The 16,650-nt window shown below is 66.7% G+C and carries 14 protein-coding genes; 6 read left to right on the top strand and 8 right to left on the bottom strand.

Annotation, left to right across the window (positions count from 1 at the left end):
* Positions 1–198 precede the first annotated feature (198 nt).
* Positions 199–1,998, bottom strand: a complete 1,800-nt coding sequence (locus AC1DMN_RS10575; RefSeq protein ID WP_477229303.1) for a glycosyltransferase family 4 protein — start codon at positions 1,996–1,998, stop codon at positions 199–201.
* A gap of 362 nt (positions 1,999–2,360) precedes the next feature.
* Between AC1DMN_RS10575 and AC1DMN_RS10570 the strand changes: the two genes are divergently transcribed.
* Positions 2,361–2,519: a hypothetical protein gene (locus AC1DMN_RS10570; protein WP_477229302.1), complete on the top strand. Its 159-nt coding sequence runs from the start codon at positions 2,361–2,363 to the stop codon at positions 2,517–2,519.
* A 190-nt stretch (positions 2,520–2,709) separates the two neighbouring features.
* Here the strand turns inward: AC1DMN_RS10570 and AC1DMN_RS10565 are convergent, their stop codons facing one another.
* The 6 genes from AC1DMN_RS10565 to AC1DMN_RS10540 all read right to left on the bottom strand — a co-directional run bounded on the left by AC1DMN_RS10565 (position 2,710) and on the right by AC1DMN_RS10540 (position 11,863).
* Positions 2,710–6,255: an SIR2 family protein gene (locus AC1DMN_RS10565; protein ID WP_477229301.1), complete on the bottom strand. Its 3,546-nt coding sequence runs from the start codon at positions 6,253–6,255 to the stop codon at positions 2,710–2,712.
* 521 nt (positions 6,256–6,776) lie between these two features.
* The gene (locus tag AC1DMN_RS10560) at positions 6,777–7,241 is read right to left on the bottom strand and encodes a VOC family protein (protein WP_477229300.1); all 465 of its coding nucleotides are present in this window, start codon (positions 7,239–7,241) and stop codon (positions 6,777–6,779) included.
* Positions 7,242–7,339: 98 nt separating this feature from the next.
* Positions 7,340–8,542, bottom strand: a complete 1,203-nt coding sequence (locus AC1DMN_RS10555; protein ID WP_477229299.1) for an SGNH/GDSL hydrolase family protein — start codon at positions 8,540–8,542, stop codon at positions 7,340–7,342.
* Entirely contained in the window at positions 8,539–9,327 is a 789-nt protein-coding gene (locus tag AC1DMN_RS10550) for an alpha/beta hydrolase (protein WP_441976979.1), read from the bottom strand. Before AC1DMN_RS10550 ends, AC1DMN_RS10555 begins: the two co-directional genes overlap by 4 nt.
* 37 nt (positions 9,328–9,364) lie before the next feature.
* Positions 9,365–10,609, bottom strand: coding sequence for an MFS transporter (locus AC1DMN_RS10545; RefSeq protein WP_440731383.1), 1,245 nt, complete (start codon positions 10,607–10,609; stop codon positions 9,365–9,367).
* 180 nt (positions 10,610–10,789) lie between these two features.
* On the bottom strand, positions 10,790–11,863 hold the full coding sequence (locus tag AC1DMN_RS10540) for a LacI family DNA-binding transcriptional regulator (RefSeq protein ID WP_477229298.1): 1,074 nt from the start codon (positions 11,861–11,863) through the stop codon (positions 10,790–10,792).
* Between the two features lie 93 nt (positions 11,864–11,956).
* Between AC1DMN_RS10540 and AC1DMN_RS10535 the strand changes: the two genes are divergently transcribed.
* The 5 genes from AC1DMN_RS10535 to msrA all read left to right on the top strand — a co-directional run bounded on the left by AC1DMN_RS10535 (position 11,957) and on the right by msrA (position 16,149).
* The gene (locus tag AC1DMN_RS10535; RefSeq protein WP_477229297.1) at positions 11,957–12,709 is read left to right on the top strand and encodes a hypothetical protein; all 753 of its coding nucleotides are present in this window, start codon (positions 11,957–11,959) and stop codon (positions 12,707–12,709) included.
* A gap of 71 nt (positions 12,710–12,780) precedes the next feature.
* A complete protein-coding gene (locus AC1DMN_RS10530) occupies positions 12,781–13,608 on the top strand; it encodes an SDR family oxidoreductase (RefSeq protein WP_477229296.1) in 828 nt (275 codons plus the stop codon).
* A gap of 120 nt (positions 13,609–13,728) precedes the next feature.
* Positions 13,729–15,003, top strand: coding sequence for an MFS transporter (locus AC1DMN_RS10525; RefSeq protein ID WP_477229295.1), 1,275 nt, complete (start codon positions 13,729–13,731; stop codon positions 15,001–15,003).
* 112 nt (positions 15,004–15,115) lie between these two features.
* Complete coding sequence (gene msrB, locus AC1DMN_RS10520) at positions 15,116–15,595, top strand: peptide-methionine (R)-S-oxide reductase MsrB (protein ID WP_477229294.1); 480 nt, start codon at positions 15,116–15,118, stop codon at positions 15,593–15,595.
* Complete coding sequence (msrA, locus tag AC1DMN_RS10515) at positions 15,592–16,149, top strand: peptide-methionine (S)-S-oxide reductase MsrA (RefSeq protein WP_440731389.1); 558 nt, start codon at positions 15,592–15,594, stop codon at positions 16,147–16,149. Before msrB ends, msrA begins: the two co-directional genes overlap by 4 nt.
* Before the next feature lie 108 nt (positions 16,150–16,257).
* Here the strand turns inward: msrA and AC1DMN_RS10510 are convergent, their stop codons facing one another.
* Entirely contained in the window at positions 16,258–16,632 is a 375-nt protein-coding gene (locus tag AC1DMN_RS10510) for a UBP-type zinc finger domain-containing protein (RefSeq protein WP_477229293.1), read from the bottom strand.
* Between the last annotated feature and the right edge of the window lie 18 nt (positions 16,633–16,650).

Genomic DNA, 16,650 nt, shown 5'->3' with positions numbered 1-16,650 from the left:
GTCGGTAGGTCGTCATTTATAGAATGGCTGGCAGATCCTCGGTGCAGGGTTTCTTGGCGTGCCGTCAGAGGCGACCGGAATCATGCAAACCGGGCATATCGTGACGTGCTCTGCTCGCGTCCGCCATACCGAGACGCGACACCGCCCCGGCCCTAACGGGCACGACACGTCGCGCGCATCCGCCTCACCGGCGCATCGTTACAACGACGCAAGCTCCGCAAGCAGCTTCGCCACGGATCGCGGCCAATCGACCAACCCGGCGATCGAATCACGAAGAACGATCGCCTGAGCGCGCGCCACGTCCGGGGCATCGAGGACACGTTGGATCGCGTCAACCCACTCGTCCACCGCAAACCCGGACCGCGTATTGGCCGTCGATGCGATCGAGGACGGGCTCGTGTCGATAGACAAGTCACGAATGAACTCCGCAAGGCCCGACTCCGCACTAATGATGACCGGGACACCGCTCGCGATCGCTTCATAAGCGGCCAGACCGAAGCCTTCATGCCGTGAAGGCATCAACAGTACTCGCGCTTGCGCGAGATCCTGCATGATGTCCTCCTCCGTCTCGGAGAACGGACGCAGGTGGTACGGCACGCGTCCTTCCATAATTAGGTCCAGACGCTCCTTGACCTCCCTGGCCGCCTCATCGGGCACACCTCGAATGATGAGGACGGGACGATGCGACGCCTTCGAGGGCCACTTGTCGACGACTCTAAGCATCGCTTCCGCAGCGATATCGATGCCCTTCGAGCGAAAGTCTTCCGCGCGTCCCACGAGCAACACATGGTTGCGTACGGGGGCGTGAGTTTTGCTGACATCAAAAGTGTCACGCAAGCCCGGCATCAAACCGATCACAGGGGTCGTGGGCCCGCGTCCGATGAGATCGTCACGGATACTTGCTGCGAGCAGCGGTCCCACGCCGACTACGAGATGCGCCGACCGCGCGAGTTCCTGCTCCAACCGCCGACGGGCAGCGGAATCCGACATACGCGAAGGCCCGCCGGGCACTTCCTTCGCCGACTCCAGCTGTTCAGCGTCCGTATGGACGAAATGCACACGACGCGCCTCTGGGAAGAACTCTTGCTGTTGAGCAGCCGCATAGGGACCGAGAAGACGTCCGTGTCCGACGATCACGTCAGGGACCCACGATTGATCCGCGAAGATCGGACGAAGAAGCAATGCCTCACGATCGGTCAAACCTGGCACTCGGGCCGGCGTCACGAGTGCAACATTGACATCCGATGCAGCCTTGATATCTTCCGCGGACGCGTCCGCAACCATGACAGCCGCATCAATACCCGTCGCGGCAAGAGCGATCGCCAACTCGCGATTCACCGTGGAGATGCCGCCCCGTCCCGAATGCCACTCATCACACACAAGCAAGAACCGGTCAAGTCGGCGCGGCGGCACATTCGCAGCGTCGGGGGCCGGAAGCGGGCGACTTCTGGTCAGCAGGCTTAGCGCCTCCTGCGTAGAACGCGGATCCTCCGAAACCGAGAGATCACCACCCGACGCAGCGGCGACGAACTGCCATGTCATCTCCGCGTCCGCTGTGCCAACCAGCACCGAGTCGAATCCGACGCCGTCATCGCCTCGAACAAGCCGCGCAGCGAAATCGGATGTAGTAACACCGCCCCGTCGACTGGCAGGCTCGTCAGCAGGATCTCCGTAGAACAGGATCACAGCCGCGATGCTCGCCTCGTCACGGAACGATCGGCGCAACTGCACCGACGTCGCCAGCATTTCCGACGCGCGATTTCGGAAGTTCTTCAGGAAGTACCGGCGATTGAAGATCTTCAGCTCTATAGCGAGAGGCGGAGCATCGCCTTGCGTCACGAGAATATCCGCACCGGAATCCCAGCCGCGCCGATTCTGCTGACCGCCCACTAGCTCCGCAAAATAGTTCTCGATTGCGAGATAGTTGCCGGCGGCCCGAGGATCTGCAAGTGGACCCTGCAACAGCGAAACCAAACGCTGTTCGACTGACTCCTCCATGGCGACCAGCATAGGCGGCCCGCGAACGACGCCGGCCGCCGCAACCGTGAACGCAGCATGTGTTGCGGCGTTCTGCAGCGACTATTGGCACCATCAGCGTATGGGCTTCTACTTCGTGTGCCTTGGCCGGCACAGCGGCCGTACCGCCTGCACGTTGAAGGCGCAGCAGGCGCATCTGACTGAGCAGGCCGTCCAGCGACTGATCCAACAGATCAGTCTCACCTCGCAGGAACGGCAGAGCGTAGAGGAACAGCTCCTCGCTGAATCTAAGGCGACCGTGCGGGAAGCCGATACTGGACGCGCGGAGTCGCTGTCGACGCAGTTACCACCAGGACCCCAACAAGTCTTGGAAGCAGAACGACATGTACGACATCGATGCGCTCGCCACTGCCGTTCCATATTGTGACATAGTCTTCGCGGATGCCGCGGCCCGCGGTGATGTGATCCGCAGGCACATGCAAGTCGCGATGGACACCGTCCTGCCTCGACGGTCGGGGGAACTGATCGACGAACTGATCTGATCCGCGCCGATCTGATAACCAGACTGTCGAGTATCCGCAGGCCCACCAGCTCACTACACTCGGGGCCGGCCCGTCGACGCTGGCGCAGTGAGAGCGGCATACCGTGCGGGAGGGCATCGCCCAATCACACTTTCGAGCGGGTGACGATGGCTGCGCCTTGTGTTCGGTGCGGGTCTCATCGCCGCCGGACTTAGGAACTGATCCAGGAGAGAGCTTCGTGAACGCCGCGTGCAACGGCGAGCTCGGCAAGCGCACGAAGTGACGCGGGGTCGGCGGCAGGCTTCACCCGCTCAACGAGCTCCTCCAACTCGTACTTCACGTGCCAGTCGATACTTTCCGTCAGGCGCAATCGAGTGGTGGCGACCCTGACCAACAAGTCCGCGATCGGCTGCACGACCGGTGCCTCAAGGTGATGGAATCTCGTGCGGTCGCCCATGGCACCGGGGCACGACGCCGTGAGTGTAAGTGCCTCGGCGGTTCCGAGTTCAAGGGCGAGGTCCCCCCAGGCCGTCTTCTCCGTCGAGGGCTGGACACCTGGAGCAGCGGCTTGGCGCGTCTCGATCGCCTCCTTTAGCCAGGATGACCAGAGCGCCTCACGGCCAGCGTCATCGAGCTCACCTACGGTTTCGCTTAGCGCTCGGATGAACTCCGCGAGTTGGCCAGCCCGCTCCGGCGCCGCCAGAAGATCGATCAAGGAGGGTCGATCCACGGAGGCTGCGGCGGAAAACGTCGCGACGGACGCCATTGTCCTCCAGTATCGGTAGGCCATATGGTCGTCACGGATCGAGGCTGCATCCGCGGAGCGAAGAAGGAGTTGCCAGAAGCCCGCGTCCAGGAGATCGGGTGGTGTTCTCGGTTCGTGGAGGAAGCTGAACCACGCGTCAGGTGCAAACTCAGACGTGCCTGAGTCGAAGAGCGGGAAGACGTGCGCGGCGGTGAACACCGGGTCAGCGGCGAAAAGGAAATGGAGCTTCCCGGTCAGCATGCTGGCGGCAGCAGGCTGTGCGGGCGTCGGCGAGTCCAGCATGGATTTCAGCGCGGTGGCTTCGGCCGCAGCCAGTCCCGCCCATCGTTCAGGTGCTGCCTGCCACCTTGAAGCAATGCGATTCAGCCAATACTGAGCCAAGATACCAGGCCACGTGTTCAAGCCCCGCATGAGGGAATCGCTCCATCCCCCGGGATCGAACTCAGACGCGTTCTTCACCCACAGCTCGGACGCAATAGTGTCGAGCCGTTCCAACACCGCAGGATCTACTGCACCCTCCGATGGTTTCGAGACTGACTTCAGCACCTCACTCACCGCTCGAGTGAGCTCGGGTCTGTCGCTCAGCATTTCTAGCGTGTCGACGAGGTCGTCGATCCGCTCCACGAGGAGCGCGCTTTGGCTCCATCCATGCAGAATCGCCCCGAGGAGATCATGGTGCTGCGCGACGGGCACGAGCGTGACTTCCGGCAGCAGCTCAAGGCCGATTGCGGGCTGCGCCGCCGCGGCCTCTCGTATGAGTTTGCAGGTGTCATCCCACGTTGGTTCGTCGAAGTTTCGTTCCGAATAGTCGAGGTTGAGGAGCGACTGGACGCTGACGCGCGCCCCGTTCTCACGTACGCGCGCGAGAAAGTCGTCGACGGTGTGCGGCATCTTTCCGCCCCACGTACCCGATGTCATGTAGTGGTCGAGGTCCGGGTAAGGACGAATCCCCATCTCTGGCTCTTCTTCCCTGATCTCGGAGATGGCGGCGTCCAGTTCCGGCCATGAGGTGACATACCTGCTGAGCCACTCTGCCCGGTCAAAGATCGCTCTGCGGCGGAATCGTGGTTCGACCCCCTCCACCGGGTCATCACGTGGAGGGCCGGCGAGAACTGCTGCGAGCAACTGTTGCCTGGAGTCAGGGCTCAGGTCAGGCGCGACCACCTGAAGCAGACGGAAGAGTTCGTGCTTCGCTTCAGGGTCGTAAAGTAGAACGCCGAACACAGTCGCGCACTTCTCGTCGCCGCTCAGGTGTGGAGACTCGATGACCAGGTGCAGTCCGAGCCTTCGGAAAAGAGCGTGAGGACTCGCGAGCCATCTGGCCGATAAGTCTGCGCTATTCGACGTGGTGAGCGCGGCGCTGTCGCGGAGCATGTCAATGACCGTGCCCTCCTCATCGCCGAACCGGTCCTGTTCATGCGGTTCGATTGCGGAGCGGCGAAAGGACCAAGGATCGAAGGTGCGCTCTGGATCGAACGCACGCAGCAGTTCATAAGCGTCGGTCAGTGCCTGTTCCGCGATCTGAAGCACCCGGTCAGCGCTTTCCTCCGCTTCCTCCGCGACCTGCTCCCACAACTTCTTCAGGATTTGATCTGAGGTCGACCACTCGATCTCTGCTGATACGCGACGCGGCTGCGTCTCGTCCTCGTCGGTTGGGAACCACGGGCGGTCTTCCTTCAGCACGAGGCGGGGTACAAGCGCACGGCGAAGCAACGGGAGCGCATCGACGCCCGATAGCGGGTTGCCGTAGCCCAGAAACCAGGTCAGGCCTGACTCTGTGGGGTCTGTTCGCAACGCGGCGATCAGAATAGTCATCCAGCGACGCGCATCTTCGGGCGCCGTCGCTCGCAACGCGCGCGCAGCGCGGGAGATCCCCCACTGGAGCTCCGTCGATACGACCGGTCCGAGTCGGGCGACGGTGCCAAGCGCGAGCGCCGAACGCTCGGGAACCGCAACGTACTCGTCGACGAACCACCCTGCCAGCACCCGAGACGCCTCGTTCTCGACTCGTCCCGTACTGAAGAGCGTCGTGAATGCCGGTTGCTCCTCAGCCCATCGGAGCCACTCGTAGCCCGTCGCCGCGGCTACGAAGCCACGTGCGCCCAACGGTGTGTTCAACACATCGGCGAGGTAGTCCGCTTCCTCCGGCACCGCCGGAGGACCCCCGGCTGCGAGTTCCTTCGCGCGTGCGTAGTGATCCAACACGCCCATGTTCATCAAGGACGCCCAGGCGTCCAAGGCCAAGGGAAGTGCCGCGTGCCCGTCGTCGCTTGGATACGCCACCGGAGTGATCCGGAGGTTCTCCCACCGGGGGCTGTTCGGCTCGTCGGTAAGCACGAACCGCCGCTGCGCACTCGGCGGAAGCCCGCGAGCCAAGTACGTCATGACGACATCGCTGTGGCTGTAGCCGACGAAGAGCACTGTCCAATGCTCGAAGAGATCCTGCACGAATCGTCGAGCCCACCCGTCGGTGAGATAGGCCCGCCCGAAGTCGTCGTCCGTGACTACAAGCTCCGACGCTGGACGAGACACGGAGCCGTGTAGGTGGACCAGCCCCTGAACTTCTCTCCCCAGCGGCAGAGCAGGCCCGGAGTACGCTTCGCCGAGACTCAGGGCCGTCTCGGAGGCTGCGGCTTCAATGTGTAGGTCGTAGTTGGTCGTAACGATCGGCGCACCGACTGCGCTCGCGAGGCGAGCGAGTGCTCGGTGATTGGCGTTGGGAAGCGACTGCGCACTCCCGGTGATCGCGCGCACCTGATCCTTGACGAGCGGATGCGCCTGCATCAGCTGGCCCAGGAACCGGTCCGGGGTGAGAGTAGCGTCGTACTCTTCGCCGAGAGTTTGAGCGATTGTGCGAGCCAGGCCGTCGTAGAGCGGGAGGCTAGACGGTGCGTTGATGGATACGCCCGCACCGACGAACAAGACCAGTCGGGCGTCACGTGCAGCTGCCAACAGGTCGTTTGGGATGTCGACATCGTTGGTAAGCCTCACCCGTAGAATCTCTCACGGCTTGCCCGCTCAGTCCTCCTTGACGCTCCGGCCGTTGGCGCAACCGTCCGTCCCGGCGAGGCAGTGGATGGGAAAGCAGGCTTCCGATGTAAACGATCGGACCGGCCCCATCTGGGCGCATGCGTCGGTCCTTGAGACCCCACGTGATGTCGGCGAGATAGGTTGAGCCGGTGAGGAGCGCGAGGCGATGAGCATTGCCGTGCCAAGATTCGCCTAGAGCCCGTCAGTTGTTCTTGGTGCGAGCCCGGGGCCGGGCTCATCAAGAACCCACCGAAATCACCCGCCGAGGTTCGCAACCGACCGGCTACACTCGTACTAAGCGAACCGCCCGGTTCCCTGTAAACAAAAGGGAATCCGCGAGTTCCCGAGACGATCGGCGGAGACCGGAAATCGACCGGATCCTCCAAGGGGTCGCAGGTTCAAATCCTGTCAGCCCGACCGAACGCAAGAGGCTCGATCCGAACGGATCGAGCCTCTTGCGTTGTCCGGGTATGAGCGCGGGCTCAGCGCGCGCGGGAGTCGTCGATTGTGAAGCCGTCGCGTGCCGCCCGTTCCTCGAGAGTCTCCAGCTCCTGGAAGAACGTCAGCTGCCAGCCTGTGGGGCCCTGGACGCGAGCATTGAGGCTCCGGAAGGGCGTCTCGATCGGCGGGGCAATCAGCTCGGCTCCACCGTCGCGTGCCGCGGCGACGGCCTGCTCGGTGTCGTCCACCTCAAGGGCGAGCCGCAGCGCTCCCGGAGTGTGCGGCGCGCCCTCGACGCCGTCGATGTTGGCGGCGTGCGTCGGTGTGGCGAGCTCGATCGTGGCGATGCCGGCATGCAGGATCGCCACACGGTCATCGCCCTCGGTGGCGAAGGCGAGCTGTTCGGGCATGCCGAGCACGTCGCGATAGAACCGGAGGGCGCTGTCGAAGTCGTCGGTCTCGATGATCAGGCGGAGCTGCTTGGGTGAGAAGGCGCGCGATGTCATGCATTCATCCTGCACACCTGCATGCCCTGACGTCGCCGGGGAAGCACCGCAGGGGAGGCACGGCCACAAGCCGTTCCTCCCCGCCTAGTCCGTCGTCGTCACGCCTTCCGGTCGAGCGTCGCTCTCGGGTGGAGGCCTTCCTGGCCGAACACGCGGTGGGCGAAGCGTCGGGCGATCTCCTCATAGAGGGCGGTGTCGGGATGCAGGGAGTCGGGAAGAGGGTGACGGTCTGCATCTGCGGGGCCGTAGAGGGTGAGCCCGTCCAGGTAGGAGATGTTCTCACCCGCTTGGCGACGGACCTCGACGACATGCTCGATGTGCCGGCGGGACTCCGCAAGAGTCAGCGCGCCCCTGCCGATGTCGGCGGGGTCGCCCGCGGTGAAGCAGCGGATGCCTCCGTCATCGAAGAACTCCACGTCGCTGGGTCCCGGGATCTCGTCGCTGCCAGGCCACAGGGTCGATGAGCACAGCACGATCGGGGTGTTCGGATGACCGGCCCGGATCCGATCGATGAAGCCGTGCAGCGCAGGGGCGAAGGTGCGCTGATCCATCGATCGTGCGCCCACGATATTGACGCCCACCTTCAGCGAGATGACGTCTGCGGGCGCGGCGGCGATCGCGTCCGCGACGAACGGGTCGAGCATGCACTGGCCGCCGAAGCCGAGGTTGATGACGTCGAGGTCGGTGAGCTCCGCAGCGAAGACCGGCCAGACGCTTGTGGGCAGATCGGCCTCCGCGCAATGACTGATCGAGCTTCCGTGATGCAGCCAGACCGGGCGATCACTCGGGGGAGCGGGCAGCACGGGGGAATCCCCGACGATGTCGACGAGGTCGACGGTCATGCCTTGGGGGAGGAACACCGTCACGACCTTCGGCCCGGCGGGAAGGGGCGCGAGCTCGACGGTCGAGGTCTCGCTGTGTGCGATCACGGTGGCTTCGTCGGCAGCAGGCGAGATGTGCATCGTCTGCGTATCGGGCGCCTGAGCGACCGCCACCGTCGTCCCCTCGACCTGTGCGACGAAGACGTCGCCCGGACGTTCGGCCTCGCCGATCCGGATCCGCGTGCAGCGGACGCGGAGCGTCAACCGTGTGGCTTCCGTATGGACCCGCAGCCGCACTCCGCTCGCGTTCGACGCCATGGCGCGCAGGATCTCTCCGGCCGGAGGGAAATGGCTCCACTGGCTCACAGGTATCCGCACCGGGCGGACGCCGTCCGCGGTTTCGATGAGATCGAGGTGGCCCTCCACGCGCACGGTCCCGCTCGGAAGCGAGACGGTCGTTCCATGGCCTGAGCTGGTCATCTCGTCTCCGTCCGGTGGGTGTTCGCCTCGATGAACTCGGTCGTCCGCGAGAGCACGATCTCCCGCTGGGGCACCTGTGCCCAGCCGTGGTCCGCTCCGTCCACGACGATGAGGTCTGCCTGGTCGCCGTAGATCTCGAGGTAGCGCTCGGCGTAGGCGACGGGGACGAAGTCCTCCGCGCCGTGGAGCAGGCGCACGGGCCCGGTGTAACCGGAGGCGCGACCGTAGACATCGAAGGACACCGCATCGTCGCGCATCGCCGGGCCCAGTCGCATGCCGAGGAAGTCGAAGTACCCGTCGGTGTCGAGCGCGTCGAGCGACCGGCCCTGCAGTGTGCCGCCGCGGATCTCGTCCGCGAACACTGCCGCCGTGGACCACATCGTCAGGGAACGCAACGGCAGTTCGGTCTCTGCGGCCAGGACCGAGGCGATCACCGCGCCGAGGCTCATTCCGACGAGATGGAGGTTGTCGGAATCGACCGTGTCGAGGCCGGCGATCGTTGCCAGGGCCTGGTGCGCGTGGCGGACGTCCAGCGACACGGAGGTGTCGTAGAACTCGCCGTCGCTCTCGCCGTGGCCTGCGCGGTCATAGGCGATGGAAGCGACTCCGACGGCTGCGAGGCGCCTCGCGAGCGCGACGAACGCCGACGAGAACTCCATGTGCGATGCCCCGAAGCCGTGAAAGAGGATCGCGGTGGGGAACGGGCCAGGACCCGCCGGCAGATACTGCGCTCCGCGGAGGGTGATTCCGTCGACCTGGGTCTGGAACGGGGCGATCGTCGTCATGCGGACTCCTTCTGGACGGGCTGCTGGTGCCGGCGGGTCATGCTGTCGTCGCCTCTGTCCTGACCGCCGACGTGACGAGCTCGGACTCGAGGTCGAACTCGTTGCGCGTGTTCCTTCGGAATCCGAGCCACCCGATGAGGAACCCGGCTCCTGCGAGCACCGACACCCCGATGTACAGCATGCTCGGGTTGAGCAGGACGAGCGTCGGCGTCACGACATTGAGTGCGGCGGTGGCGAACCGGGAGACCGCGTAGATCGTGCCCTGCGCGGTGGCGCGGAGCATCGTCGGGAACGACTCCTGCGTCCAGACCTTCATGATCGTCTCGAAGCAGAACGCTCCGAAGAACACGGTCGCGACGGTGGCGATGATGATCGACGGGAGGGTGAAGTTCAGGATGACCGGAAGCAGGTTCGCGGCGACCACGCCGATCGCCCCGATCACGTAGTACGACATCCGCAGCCTGGTGTCCACCACGGCCATGAACCACAGCGCGCCGACGACGGCGGCGGGCATGGCGAGGATCGTCCAGGAGTTGTACTCGGCGATCGAGGAGTGGGAGACGTTGACGGCGACGAAGGTGCCGAAGCTGCCGGCCACGCTCGTCGCCATCGCGGCGAGCGTGTAGTAGCCGACCAGCGTCAGGAACGGGCGGCGGTAGGCGGCGCGCCCGAAGTCACGGAGACGTCCGCGCTCGGCGCGCACCGTGTGGATGCCCGCGCGGCGCTCGTCCCGTGCGACGAGCCATGCCGTCGACTCGGGGATGGTGAGCCGCAGCCCCAGCACGACGAGAGCGATCGCCGCGAAGACGCCGAAGACGATCAGTCCGCCGCGAGGCCCGGCTGCGCCGAAATTGATCGCGAGGAGCACCGCCAGAAGGATCCCGAATCCGCCGAGCAGGTTGGAGAAGACCAGGATCTTGCCGCGATTGCGATCCTGAGCCGCTTCCGCGATCGTCGCGAGGGCGACGGGCAGGTCGGCGCCCACGCCGATCCCGATCAGGGCGATGCCGATCACGAGCATCGGCAGACCGAGGCCGAGCAACGGTGCGGCGGCGCCGAGCACGATGACGGCCATCGTCAGCAGGAAGACCGTGCGCCGCCCCCAGCGGTCGCCGAGCCGGCCGCCGAGGAGGGAGCCGATCGCGACGCCTGCCGTCAGGATGCCGGTGAGCAGGCCCACGTCGTTCGGCGTGAGTCCCGGCTGTCCGGCAGCGGGCGCCTGGAAGAGGACCAGAGCGATCGGGATCCCCGTCGTCACGCCGGTGTCGACGAATGTGGCCATGCCGCAGACGAATCCGACCCACCATGCGCTCAGGGAGCCTCTGTCGGATCTTGATGTGAACATGCGATTACTCCTTCGTAGCCGGGCGGCGGTCTCGCTCCTCGCAGATCCGCGTCACGTCATAGTGCTATACGGGTATAGCACCTGTCAATTCTTGATCAAGCGCGGGGCGTGAGGAGGTCAGCCGAGCGGAGCAGGAGCCGAGATGGATGCCCCCCGGACAAGGGGCATCGGCACGCGGACAGGAAGAGCGAGCCGGGCGTCCTGCAGCAGCATCTCAGCCGCGATCCTGCCGAGCTCCTCATACGGCAGCGCCACAGATGTCAACCGGGGGAGCACTGCCTGGGTCAATGGGCTGCCATCGAAGCCGATGACCGAGACGTCGTGCGGAACCCGCAGCCCTGCATCCGAGAGCGCATGATAGGCGCCGACGGCGAGGGCGTCATTGGCGCAGATCAGCGCGGTCGGGACTCTGCCGGCGCCGAGGCCGCGCGCCACGGCCGCACGTCCGTTCTCGACGTCCCAATCGGTCTCGATCGGCATCGTGCCGGCGAGGGCGGTCCCGGCCTTGCGCAGCCTCGTCTCTATTCCGTCCAGCCGCTCGGTGAGCGCGAGCGGGCTCCAGCCGTTCCACACCGCGGCTCCGGTGAATCCCGGGGGGAAGGATCCGACGAACCAGATCGCGTCGCGATGTCCGGCGTCGAGAAGTACGGATGCCGCCGTCTCACCCGCAGCGCGCTCGTCCGGGATCACCGCGGCGACGTCGGAGGATACGCAGTTCAGCAACACGAGCGGCGCGTTCCGGGTGAGTGGGGGGAGGTCGACGTGCCGGGTGAACATCGATGCGTACAGGAACCCGTCGACGTCCCGGTCCAGGAGGTTCTGCAGGAGTTTGGCCTCGACCTCCGGGTCGCCCTGCGTGTCGACGGTGTAGAGCAGGGTGTTCGCGGCGCGCAGAGTCTGCAGCGCCCCGCGCACCATCGCATTCGCGAACGATGTCGTGCCGATGAAATCTGAGATGAGAGCGACCGTGCCGGACTTCCCGGTGCGGAGTGTCTTCGCCGTGGTGTTGGGGCTGTAGCCGAGCTCTTCGGCCGCGAGCCTGACGCGCGCCGACGTCTCCTCGGAGATGCGCAGATCCGTCCGGCCGTTGAGGGCGAAGGAGGCCGCCGATCTCGACACGCCGGCGCGGCGGGCCACCTCGGTCAGCGTGACGCGCCGCGTACCGCCCTGGCCGTGACCGCTTGAGACCATGTGCCCCTCCTCGTCTCTTCAGGATAGGGCTGAGCCGAGTGAGGAGCGGTCGTCGCCCCTTCCGCCGTCCCCGCCGCGGTGGGACCATGGATCATGGCGACGGATGCCGGCGATGGCGCCGCCGACGCGGCACTGGCGCGCCGGCTGCAGATCCTCGCGACCGAGCACTGGGGGCTTCTCGCCGCGCGCAGCACGGCGCAGAGCGAAGTGCTCACCCGGATCACGATCTACCTGACGCTCGTCTCCGCGGGGCTGGTCACGATCGGACTCCTCGGCCAGGCGTCGCACTTCGCGGACTGGTTCCCTGCGGCCGCTCTCGTGATCCTCGGCTTCCTCGCCGCCGTCGGGCTGCTGACGCTGATGCGGGTGCTCGTGGTCTCGGAGGAGGACTTCATGTACGTCACAGCGATGAACCGGATCCGTGCCGGCTACGCGGACGTGGATCCGGCCGCCGCCGCCTACTTCCTCGCATCGACGCACGACGACGAACTCGGCATGCGGGTGACCTACTCGTTCTTCCGGCATCGCAGCGGAATCGAGCAGATCCTGGGCTCATCGTTGATGCTGAGCGTGCTCGTGAACGCGACCGTGACCGGGATGTTCGTCGGGGGCGTGTGCACGACGCTCGGCGCACCCACGGCTGTCGCGGTCGTGGCCGGCGTGCTGATCGGGCTCTGCGTGGTGGCGCTGGCCGTCTGGTACGCCGGCTTCCGCTACGTCTCGGCCTGGCGCCAGTACGCCCCGCTCAGCCCGAGCGAGGCGCCGCCTCCGCACTGGGGTCCAGGGATCCCGGACCGCCTGCCCGGCGGGTACCCGCGAGGTGCGGCGTCCCCACCGCGGGAATGAGCCTCGCCGGCCACGGACGGACGGCGTCAATCCGGTGTTCCGCGTGGGCGCGACGGGCATAGTGTTCTCGCATGACCGACGTCGCACTGATCACGGGAACCTCTTCCGGCATGGGGCTGCATGCCGCGATCGAACTCGCCCGCAGGGGGTTGCATGTGGTGGCGACGATGCGCGATGTGGGCCGCGCCGGGGAGCTGCAGGATGCGGCGGCGGCCGCCGGCGTCGACGTCGAGGTGCGCGCGCTCGACGTCGTGGATCACGCTGCTGCTGCGAGGCTCGTCGCCGAGGTCGAGGCCGAACACGGCGGGATCCACGTGCTGGTGAACAACGCGGGCCGGGGCAGCGTCGGCACGGCCGAGCAGCTGAGCATGCAGCAGGTGCAGGACCAGCTCGACGTCAACTACCTGGCCCCGGTGAACCTCACCAAGTTGGTGCTGCCGGGCATGCGCGAGCGCGGCAGCGGGCGCATCCTCACCGTCACGAGCGTGGGCGGCACCGTCGGGCAGCCGTTCGCCGACGCGTACTGCGGCGCGAAGTTCGCGGTCGAGGGGTTCATGCAGTCCCTCGCCGTGGTCGCCGAGCGCTTCGGAGTCCGCGTCAGTGTCATCGAGCCCGCGGCCGTCGCCAGCTCTTTTGTCGCGAACGTCGTCCGGCCCGACGAAGGCGGACCCTACGCATCTCTTCTCGCGGCCTACATCGCGCGCTCTTCGGGCGCGTTCGCGAATGCGCAGACCGCAGAATCGGCCGGTGCCGTGATCGCCGCGGCCGTGATGTCGGACGAGTATCGCTTCCGCTGGCAGAGCTCGGAGGGGGCGACCGCGTTCGTCGGCGTCTCGCTCGCCGACCTCGACGGCGAACGTGTGCTGGGCTTCACCCGCCCCTGGATCGCGGCCGGCTGACCCGCTGGGCTGACCCGCCGGGCTGACCCGCTGGGACGGTTCGGCCTGCCGCGGCTTTATTGGTCGCGCGGCGGTGCGGGCGAGCCTCACTGGCGCAGGACTCGATAGGGTGGCGCGGTGATGAGCGCTCAGGATCAGGGTGACGCGGTGCGGATCGCGAATCCCGCGGGCCCGCCGTGGCGCGAGCCCGGCATGCCCGCACTTCTGGCGATGACGACGTTCGCCTTCGCGGGATTCGCGGTGATGCTGCCGGTCGCGCCCCTGCACATGGTCGCGCTCGGAGGTGACGAGTTCCTCGCAGGACTCGTCAACGCAGTGCTCATGGCGGCCACGATCCTCACCCAGCTCGTTGTGGAGCGGATGCGGTCGTGGATCGGGTGGCGGATCAGTCTCGCGCTCGCGTGTCTGCTGCTCGGACTGCCGGCGCTCGGCGAGATCGTCGCGACGACGCCGGGGCAGGTCCTGGCCCTCGCCGCCGTGCGCGGGATCGGGTTCGGCATCGTCACGGTGAGCGGATCCTCCGCGGTCGGCACACTGTTCCCGCCCGAGCGACGCGGACGCGCGATCGGCGCCTACGGGCTCGCGGTCGCCGGCGCCCAGCTCGTGCTCACCCCGGTCGCACCGTGGATCGCGGACGAGGCGGGCCTGCCGGTCGCCTTGGCCGTCGCGGCGCTGCCGCTCGTCGGGATCCCGTTCGCTATCGCCGCCGGCGCCGCGATCGCGAAGCATGCACGGGCTGTGGCAACGGCCGACATCCAGGACGCAGAACGACCGAGCCCGGCGCCGCACGAGAGCCGGAGCGAGGACCGTAGGGCACTGGTGCGGCTCGTACCGCCCATCCTCGCGTTGACCGCCGTCACCTGTGCGGGCGGGGCGATCACCACGTTCACGCCGCAGTTCGTGCCCGATGCGGTGCTCACCGTCGTTTCCCTGTTCCTCTACACCGCGGCCGCGACGTTCGCGCGCTGGTTCGTCGGGGGTCTCGCCGACCGGTACGGCGCAGATCGCTTCATCCTTCCGGGACTCGCGATCGCGGCGCTGGGGCTCGCCGCCATCGCGGCTGCGATCTCCGGCATCGTCGGGCTCGCCGGCCCGATCCTGCTCATCGTCGGCGCGGTCCTCGTGGGCACGTCGTTCGGCATCATGCAGAACGTGACCCTGGTTCGGGCGTTCGAGCTCGCCGGAGAGCATGCGAGAGGGGTCGCCAGCACCGCGTGGAACGTCGCGTTCGACGCCGGCACCGGCGTCGGCGCACTCGCGATCGGCGCTCTGGCCGCTGGAGCCTCGTTCACGCTCTCCTTCGTCGCGTTGACCGCCGTGTGCGTGGTGGCCGGATTCGCTGTGCTGCTCGCAGGCCGGCGCCCGGCGAGGGACGCGGTCGGCGCGAGCGACTGAACCGCGGACGCGAACTCACAGCAGCTGCATAGCTTCGCGGGACCAAAACCGCCGCGATCGTGGTTCTTCCTTATGACGCCGCAGCCAGCGGCGCCAGAGGAGGAGCATCACGATGAATCCCACCGACTACCGCAGGACCGATGAGGCGCTGAACGCGCTCACCGCGCACCAGTACGCGGTGACGCAGGAGGGCGGCACCGAGCCGCCGTTCCGCAACGCCTACTGGAACAACCATGATCCGGGCGTCTACGTCGACGTCGTCTCGGGACAGCCGCTGTTCTCGTCGACGGACAAGTTCGACAGTGGGACGGGCTGGCCGAGCTTCACTCGGCCGATCGATGCGGACGCCGTCACCACCAAGACCGACCGCACCTTCGGCATGGTGCGCACCGAGGCGATCTCGGCCGGAGCCGGCAGCCACCTCGGCCACGTGTTCGATGACGGCCCGCGCGATGCGGGCGGGCTGAGATACTGCATGAACTCGGCATCTCTCCGGTTCATCCCGGCCGCCGAGCTCGAGGAGCAGGGCTACGGCGCGTACCGTGGACTGTTCGAGACCACCCCGCAGACCCCAGAGGAGAACGCATCATGACCAGCGGACCCGCCGATACCGGATCCATCGCCCGCGTCCCGGGCGCCGAGACCGCCGTGCTCGCCGGCGGCTGCTTCTGGGGCATGGAGGATCTCATCCGCCGCCAGCCCGGAGTGCTCAGCACGCGCGTCGGCTACACCGGCGGCAGCAACGAGCACGCCACCTACCGCAACCACCCGGGGCATGCCGAGGCGGTGGAGATCGTCTTCGACCCGTCGAAGACCACGTACCGCGACATCCTCGCGTTCTTCTTCCAGATCCACGATCCGTCGACCCTGAACCGCCAGGGCAACGACATCGGCACGAGCTACCGATCGGCGATCTTCCCGCTCAGCCCTGAGCAGGAGCGGGTCGCCCGTGACACGATCGCCGACGTCGACGCCTCCGGCCTGTGGCCGGCCAAGGCCGTGACGACGATCGAGCCCGAGGGCCCGTTCTGGGAGGCCGAGCCCGAGCACCAGGACTACCTGGTGCGGTACCCCGACGGCTACACGTGCCACTTCCCGCGCGCCGGCTGGGTGCTGCCGCGTCGGGACGAGGCCGTCGCGCAGTAAGCGCCACCCCACTCTTCGGGCCCGTCGGATCGCTCCGGCGGGCCCGAAGTCGTCTGAGCGACTGCGGCCGTGGCGAGGATCCGGTCTGTCCGAAGGATCCGGTCCGGTTCAGCCGGAACGACCGTCGCGTTCGGCCCGGGCGCGAAGGAGCCGATCCTGCCAGTCCGCGGGGACGCGCTCGGCCGGGCCCGGTGCGGATTGGTCCTCGGGGTGGCTCCGCGGCGGGGCGAGTTCCGGACCGTCGACCATCTGCGACGTGCGATAGTCCCAGAACCAGTCCTCGCCGGGCTCGTAGCTCTGGATGAAGCGGTGGCCGGTCCCGGTCGCATGCGCGGTGGCGTGCTGGCCGAGGGAGTCATCGCAGCAGCCCACGTGCCCGCACTGCACGCAACGACGCAGGTGGAACCACCACCCTCCGTCCCGCTCGCATTCCACGCAGCCTGGGCCTGATGGCGGCCGCCGTGTGTCGATTCCCTGGATCATGTCCCACCTCCGGGTGCG

The sequence above is a fragment of the Microbacterium sp. 01T413_2 genome, from assembly GCF_056398985.1.
The sequence above is the reverse complement of the archived record's forward strand: the minus strand, read 5'-3'. Positions and strand labels throughout refer to the sequence as shown.

Bases quoted from the DNA above. Each gene is read 5' to 3' on its own strand.
- AC1DMN_RS10570 (WP_477229302.1), top strand. From the start codon at position 2,361: ATGTACGACATCGATGCGCTCGCCACTGCCGTTCCATATTGTGACATA.
- AC1DMN_RS10525 (WP_477229295.1), top strand. From the start codon at position 13,729: ATGAGCGCTCAGGATCAGGGTGACGCGGTGCGGATCGCGAATCCCGCG.
- AC1DMN_RS10555 (WP_477229299.1), bottom strand. From the start codon at position 8,542: ATGACCAGCTCAGGCCATGGAACGACCGTCTCGCTTCCGAGCGGGACC.
- AC1DMN_RS10540 (WP_477229298.1), bottom strand. From the start codon at position 11,863: ATGGTCTCAAGCGGTCACGGCCAGGGCGGTACGCGGCGCGTCACGCTG.
- AC1DMN_RS10560 (WP_477229300.1), bottom strand. From the start codon at position 7,241: ATGACATCGCGCGCCTTCTCACCCAAGCAGCTCCGCCTGATCATCGAG.
- msrA (WP_440731389.1), top strand. From the start codon at position 15,592: ATGACCAGCGGACCCGCCGATACCGGATCCATCGCCCGCGTCCCGGGC.
- AC1DMN_RS10575 (WP_477229303.1), bottom strand. From the start codon at position 1,998: ATGGAGGAGTCAGTCGAACAGCGTTTGGTTTCGCTGTTGCAGGGTCCA.
- AC1DMN_RS10530 (WP_477229296.1), top strand. From the start codon at position 12,781: ATGACCGACGTCGCACTGATCACGGGAACCTCTTCCGGCATGGGGCTG.
- AC1DMN_RS10545 (WP_440731383.1), bottom strand. From the start codon at position 10,609: ATGGCCACATTCGTCGACACCGGCGTGACGACGGGGATCCCGATCGCT.
- AC1DMN_RS10550 (WP_441976979.1), bottom strand. From the start codon at position 9,327: ATGACGACGATCGCCCCGTTCCAGACCCAGGTCGACGGAATCACCCTC.
- AC1DMN_RS10535 (WP_477229297.1), top strand. From the start codon at position 11,957: ATGGCGACGGATGCCGGCGATGGCGCCGCCGACGCGGCACTGGCGCGC.
- msrB (WP_477229294.1), top strand. From the start codon at position 15,116: ATGAATCCCACCGACTACCGCAGGACCGATGAGGCGCTGAACGCGCTC.
- AC1DMN_RS10510 (WP_477229293.1), bottom strand. From the start codon at position 16,632: ATGATCCAGGGAATCGACACACGGCGGCCGCCATCAGGCCCAGGCTGC.